The sequence below is a fragment of the Thermoflexus sp. genome, assembly GCF_042408365.1.
GTDB lineage: Bacteria > Chloroflexota > Anaerolineae > Thermoflexales > Thermoflexaceae > Thermoflexus.
Map to the genome: position 1 here is coordinate 1 of NZ_JBHOQJ010000115.1, position 5,638 is coordinate 5,638.

Below are 5,638 nucleotides of genomic sequence, written 5' to 3' on the forward strand. Positions count from 1 at the left end.
CCCCCCCCCCCCCCCCGCCCCATCATATTCATAACGGGTTTATGGGGAATAAAATAGAGCGCGCTCTACCTTATCCCATTCTGCTTCCAGATCATCGATCGAAACGGCCTCCCCAGCCAGGCGCTGGCGCGCCGCCTCTCGCTCCAGAGGGATCAATCGCTCCCGCGCCTCCTGGAGCATCTCCGACAACCGCGCTCGCACCTTCGCTGGATCTTCATGGAGGAAACGCTCGGAGCGAGCGAAAGCATCTGCATAATCGAAAGCGCCCCGGAAGAACTCCTCCAGCCGAGCCTCGAAGGCGGACAGAAGCTCTGGGGATCGAACTTGGACCATGAAACCACAGAGATCCTCTCCCGGCACCAGACGCGCGCATCCAACCTCTTCATCCGCTGGCGGGCGCCAGGCGGCAACCGCCGCCCGCAGCAGCGCCCATTCCTGGGAGAGATAATATCGGGCCCAGCGCTGAGGATCCTCCCCTGGTTCGGGATGAGGAAGCGGGTTGACCGCGCTGCGGAGCAGAGGGGCAACCTCTTGGAACCGTTGGGGGATCCCCTCGAAGGCGACACGCAGGCGCACCTGGCGGTCCTCCCGGGATTCCGCCATCGCGAGGATCAAGAGGGTGGCAGCCTGCTCAGGACGCTGAGCGTAGCCGCCCAGGACGTTGGCCACGTACGGGGCATCCACCCCCAGGGCCTCCTTCCGACGCGCGGCCTCCTCAACCACCCGCTCCGGCAACGTTGGCCGAAGGCCCTGCAGGCAGGCCAGGGCTTGGCGACCCGTCTCTGCACATGCGAGGGCTTGAGATGCCCAGCTGGACCACGCAACGGGAAACGATTCTTTCCATATCCGCTCGAGCGGAAGGTTTGTCGACGAAGCGCCAGGGGTGGGGACTGTTGGGGAAAGACGGCACGCGCTGATGGCAAACAGAAGGATCCCCAGGAGGATCCTAAGTTTTCGACCCCTTCCGTTCAGGTGTTGAGCCATGGCGATTGTTCCTCCTCAGATGTCGAGCTGTTTCACGGCGCCAGCCGTAACCATTCGCCCTCGTGCTTCATCCATTTTTGTTTTGAGGATATGGGATGGTGAAGGCCAACGGCCCCACTTCCCTTAATCCCCTCTCCCCACGGCCCCAAGGGCCCTGGGGAGAAGGAGGAAATTTTTTTCGGGGGCCTTCGGCCCCTGGCCCAGCCTCCGAAAACCTCAAATTGAAAAATGGACAAAGCGCTCGTCCCGCTGGTTCAAAATAAATAGAATAGTGAAGAGGCCGGTTGCTTCATGGTGCCCCATAGGAGGATCCTATGCAATCCTGGGCTTATCCGGTTGATCTTGCCCTCATCCGCTCTCGCTGGGAGCAGTTTGTCGAACATCGACGGTTGGATCCAGCCTTGGATCCACTGGTGGCGGCTTCCTGGGAGCGCTGCTTCCCGCGGCTGAACCCCCACGCCCCTCCAGCCCTCCCCTGCTTGGACGAGCAGACTCTGGAGCGCGTGCGGATCACCCTCTTCGATTTGATCGCCACCGCTCGACCCTTAATGGAAGATCTCCATCAGTTCACAGAGGGCTCAGGACTGGCTCTGGCGCTCTTCGATGGCGCGGCCTGCGTGCTGGATGTCTTGGGAGACCCTGAGATCGTGCGAGCGGCCGAGGCCGTGGGGCTCCGCCCTGGCGTGTATTGGAGCGAGGGACATGTGGGCACTAACGCCTTCGCCCTCGCCCTCCTGGAACGAACCCCCGTGCAGGTGGTTGGTGCAGAGCACTTCGTCGCCCTCTATCATCCATGGGTCACCACCGCTGCCCCGATTTATGATCTGGATGGCCAGCCCCTAGGGGCAATCGGGGTGATGGCTCCGGTGGAACGGGCCCAGCCAGATACCATGGGAATGGTGATGGCCGCCGCTCGGGCGATTGAAAACCAGCTGCAGGCTGCGACCAACCTTCAGGAAAATCACCAGCTCTTAGCAGAGCTCCAAGCGATCCTCGAAGCTATCGACCAGGTCGTCCTCGTCCTGAACGCCCAGGGGCACGTCATTCGGCTGAACCAAACAGCCGCCAGCGTGCTGGGGCTGGATCCGTCCAAGATTTTAGGGCGCCCATTAACGGATCATATCCGGCTACCCCCGATCTTTCGGGAGGCCCTTTCAGATCCTCAGATCCATCGGGAAGCTGATGGAGCGCTGATCATCGACGGCGCCCCCCTGGAGGGATGGATCGGTCTCCATGCAGTGACCGAGGGACGACGGCACCTGGGATTCGTCCTCACGTTCCGCCGAAGCGAGCAGGTACACCAGATGGTGGCCCGGCTGGTCGGCGCTCAGGCCCACATGACATTGGCGGATATCCCCGGCCGCTCCCGGGCAATCCAACAGGTGCGTCAACAGGCCCGGGCGGCCGCTCGCACAAGCCTCCCCGTCCTTCTGCTGGGAGAGCCAGGAACCGGCAAAGGGGTCCTCGCCCGGGCGATCCATAACGCCAGCATTCGGGCCCATGGGCCCTTCCTCGTGGTGTCCTGTCGGGCGATCCCACGCGAGTTGTTGGCGTTGGAACTGCTCGGCGTCGAAGGCGGGACGTTTCGGAACGGGCCCATGGAGGGGCGGCCAGGCAAATTCGAGCTGGCCCATGGCGGAACCCTCTATCTAGATGAGATCGAGGCTCTGCCATTAGAAGTCCAGGCCGCCATCCTGCGCGTCCTGGAGACCGGTGAGGTGGTGCGCTTGGGCGGCCTACGTCCCATCCGAGTCGATGTGCGGCTGATCGCCTCCTCGACCGCCAACCTGGAGGACCTGGTCGCCGAGGGGCACTTCCGCGCGGATCTATATCATCTCCTGGCTAGCACAGCGATCCGGATCCCTCCGCTGCGGGAGCGGCCGGAGGATATCCCTCTCATCGCCGAGGCAGTGTTCCGGCGTCTCCGCCGAACATCCGGACAAACCTACCGGATCACGGAGGCGGCCATGCAAAGGTTAAAGGCATATCCCTGGCCGGGCAACGTGCGAGAGCTGGAGAACGTCCTCGAGCGGGCCGCAGCGCTGAGCGAAGATGGACAGATTGACCTGCCGCATCTTCCGGAGCGGATCGTGAGCGGGCTGTCAGGGGGCCAGTCGCTCGATTCCATTCGGTCAATGGAAGACCTGGAGCGTGAAGCCATCCTCCGGGCGGCCATACAATATCGGGGTCGCATCACCGCGATGGCCTCCGCCCTCGGCCTGAGCCGCACCACGCTGTGGCGCCGTCTGAAACGATATGGCATTTCGCCATCCGCATTTCGGGATGGACAGACCAGGCGGCATCGGGGCTAGGAACATCGACGCGAGGGATTGTGATCGCGCTTTATCGACTTGCCCCTCCTCGCCGTCTGCACGGCACTTCCCTCGAGGGTTGGGGGGGCATCCGCTCCCCCCACGGCGTATGCTCCATTGCCGAGTGTGCAGATTTCATTCTTTAGGGAAGGCGGATCGCTACTGGATGGTTGGCCTCCCTTACCGTTCCTCCCCCTAGGCTGCGAACGTGGTGCGAGGAAGATGCGCAAATTCTTAAGGAGCGATCTTTCGTGAACCGAGGCCTTCTCCTTCTGATCTTCGGAAGCTATATCGTCTTGGCCTGGAACTTCGCGTCCCGCACGCCGTCGTGGCAGGTTCCCGACGAACCCGCCCACTACAATTACGTTCGGTTCATCGCCACCACGGGGCGCTTGCCGGTTCTGCAGCCCGGTGACTACGATCAGAATTATCTAAGCGAGATCGTATCCAGGGGCTTCCCACCCGAGCTGTCGATCGACCCCTTGCGTTATGAGTTCCATCAACCCCCTCTTTATTATCTGCTGATGGTTCCCGTTTTCCTTCTTTTTCGAGGCTCCCTGTTGCCCCTCCGCCTCGCTTCGGCTGCCCTCGGCCTCCTCCAGATCCTCCTGGCCTATGCGGCGGTGCGCCGCTTGTTTCCCGAACGACCCGCCTGGGCGATCGGTGTGGCCGCCGTTTTCGCCTTCCTCCCCCAACACGTGGCGATGAACAGTGGCGTGAACAACGATGCCCTGGCGGAGGCATTGATCCTGAGCTTGTGGCTCTGGATCGCCCGCGAGCTCCGTGGCCATCGCCGTCACGCCTGGATCGGCGGCCTCCTGCTCGGAGCAGGTTTCCTCACCAAGACCACGGTTTACCCGATGGCCCTGGTCGCCCTGGTCGCCGTCCTCGCCCGCGCTGCCTTGGAGGGCCGCCCATGGCCGGAGCGGCTCCGGCGCCTGCTCCCCTGGCTGCTCCCGGCCTTCGCCCTGGGCACTCTCTGGTGGGTCCGTAACAGCGTCGTCTACGGATGGCCAGATTTCCTCGGATTACAGCAACACGACCGGGTGGTGGTCGGTCAACCCCGCACCGCTGAGTGGATCGCGCGCTTCGGCCTCATGGCCACTCTGGATCGCCTTCGAACCTTCACCTTTCAAAGCTTCTGGGGACAGTTCGGGTGGATGGGGGTGGTGCTGGACGCCCGCTGGTATCTCCTCTTCGCCTGGTTGACCGTCTTGGGCCTTCTCGGGCTGGCGCTCCATCTGGGTCGCCATCGACAGGCTTCCATGCTTTGGGGGCTCCGGGGGCTCCTTCTGCTGTTGGCCTTCGGGCTCACGGCCGGAACCTATCTCTGGTATAACCTGTTCTTCGTCCAACACCAGGGGCGTTATCTCTTCCCCGCCCTGCTTCCCATCGCCCTGGGGTTGGTCGTTGGATGGCTGGCGTGGACCGAGAGGGGCGCCGCGGAGGGCTTAGGGGCCGCATGCGGGCTGGGGATCATCGGGTTGGGGTTGGCTGGGGTGATTTATGGGGATCCTCCCGTGATGCTTATCCTTCTTCTGGCCGGGACCGGACTGACGGCCACACTGGCAGCCCGCCTTCCCACGCTCCGCTCTTATCTCGCCCTGATGGCCCTCCTCGGTGCCTTCGCCTTGGATCTTCACCTGATCCTCTGGACCATCCCCTCTGCTTTCGGAGGAAGCTGAGGACGAGATTAAGCCAAAGGGCGCTGGATCCATCCCCTTTGGAGGGTGTGCAATCGAGAAGACCGGCAGCCCCTTTCCCCCTTCTCCTCCTCCCCGCGGCCCTTTGAGCTGCGGGGAGGGGAGAAAAAATCCTTGGTTTCATGAGCGCCGAACCGGCCGGAAAGCGAATCGGCGGATCGTGGCGACTCCATGGTATGAGCCACGGGGCGGAAGATCCGGCCATCCGGATAGAATGGGAGCTTTACAGAGAGCCGGAGGAGATCCAAATGTGAGGGGCATGTTGTGGAAGTCTGCCGGAGCTATTCCTCCAGCACACGGTAGGTGGCCTCAATGACCTCCCCCTGCCCGGATGGCGGATTTCGCTTCCCCCTCGGTGCCAGATCCAACAGCATCCGAAGAGCCAGCAAGAGAAGGACGAGATCATCCAGGGAGCCGATCCCAGGGATCGCCAGGTCAGGTAGGAGGTCGATGGGTGAAAGGATATAGAGCACGACGAGAAGAGGGATCAGCTTCAGCCAGCCAGGTGTGTGCGGATCTCGCAGCAGGCGCCAGATCCGCCGAAGATCATGCCACCAGCTCCAACCGATCTCCCTGCGACTCATGCTGCGCTCCTATCCCAGCGCTTTCCCCTCAGAGGTGGACGGCGCGCATCTTGCG

At 62.6% G+C, this 5,638-nt stretch carries 4 protein-coding genes; 2 read left to right on the top strand and 2 right to left on the bottom strand.

Annotated elements, in window-relative coordinates:
- Positions 1-39: 39 nt before the first annotated feature.
- Positions 40-984 (bottom strand): hypothetical protein, encoded by a 945-nt coding sequence (locus tag ACFMO5_RS05040; RefSeq protein ID WP_376791668.1) that lies wholly within the window; start codon positions 982-984, stop codon positions 40-42.
- 314 nt (positions 985-1,298) lie between these two features.
- On the opposite strand from ACFMO5_RS05040, the gene ACFMO5_RS05045 reads away from it, so the two are divergent.
- Together ACFMO5_RS05045 and ACFMO5_RS05050 are read left to right on the top strand one after the other, a co-directional pair.
- Positions 1,299-3,296 (top strand): sigma-54-dependent Fis family transcriptional regulator, encoded by a 1,998-nt coding sequence (locus ACFMO5_RS05045; protein WP_376791669.1) that lies wholly within the window; start codon positions 1,299-1,301, stop codon positions 3,294-3,296.
- 251 nt (positions 3,297-3,547) lie between these two features.
- Positions 3,548-4,981, top strand: coding sequence for an ArnT family glycosyltransferase (locus ACFMO5_RS05050; protein ID WP_376791670.1), 1,434 nt, complete (start codon positions 3,548-3,550; stop codon positions 4,979-4,981).
- A 299-nt stretch (positions 4,982-5,280) separates the two neighbouring features.
- Here the strand turns inward: ACFMO5_RS05050 and ACFMO5_RS05055 are convergent, their stop codons facing one another.
- A complete protein-coding gene (locus tag ACFMO5_RS05055) occupies positions 5,281-5,583 on the bottom strand; it encodes a YkvA family protein (protein WP_376791671.1) in 303 nt (100 codons plus the stop codon).
- Positions 5,584-5,638 lie beyond the last annotated feature (55 nt).